The organism is Haloferax profundi, assembly GCF_001469865.1.
Lineage (GTDB): Archaea > Halobacteriota > Halobacteria > Halobacteriales > Haloferacaceae > Haloferax > Haloferax profundi.
In genome coordinates this window covers 1-389 of the sequence record NZ_LOPV01000511.1, presented here as the reverse complement: position 1 = coordinate 389, position 389 = coordinate 1, and the positions used below count along the sequence as shown (strand labels likewise).

At 56.8% G+C, this 389-nt stretch carries 1 pseudogene; it reads left to right on the top strand.

From position 1 onward, the window contains the following. Positions 1-389: pseudogene (locus AUR66_RS16130) on the top strand (cell division control protein Cdc6); the annotation flags it as partial.

Sequence of the window (389 nt, the reverse complement as noted above, 5' to 3'; positions counted from 1 at the left end):
AGACAGTCACAACCGATCACGTCGAACGCGCCCAGGAGAAACTCGAGGCGCAACAAAGCATGGACATTATGCGTGACCTCACCGAACACGAGCAACTGACTTTGTATGCGCTGACGACGCTCGCTGCTGAGAACGCAACTCCCGCGCGCTCGCGTATCGTCTATCAACGGTACAAAGAACTCTGTAACTTCCAGGGCCGAGATCCTCGAACGGCCCGGCGAATGCGTAGCTTCCTCTCCGATTTCGAGATTCTCAACCTCACGCTTTCCAAAATGGAACACCGAGGCCAGGACGGGGGGACGTACCGCGAACACGAACTCAATCGAGATATCGCGACGGTTGTCGACGCACTGCAGACGATAATCAGTGAGTTCGGGGCCCACCGGAGC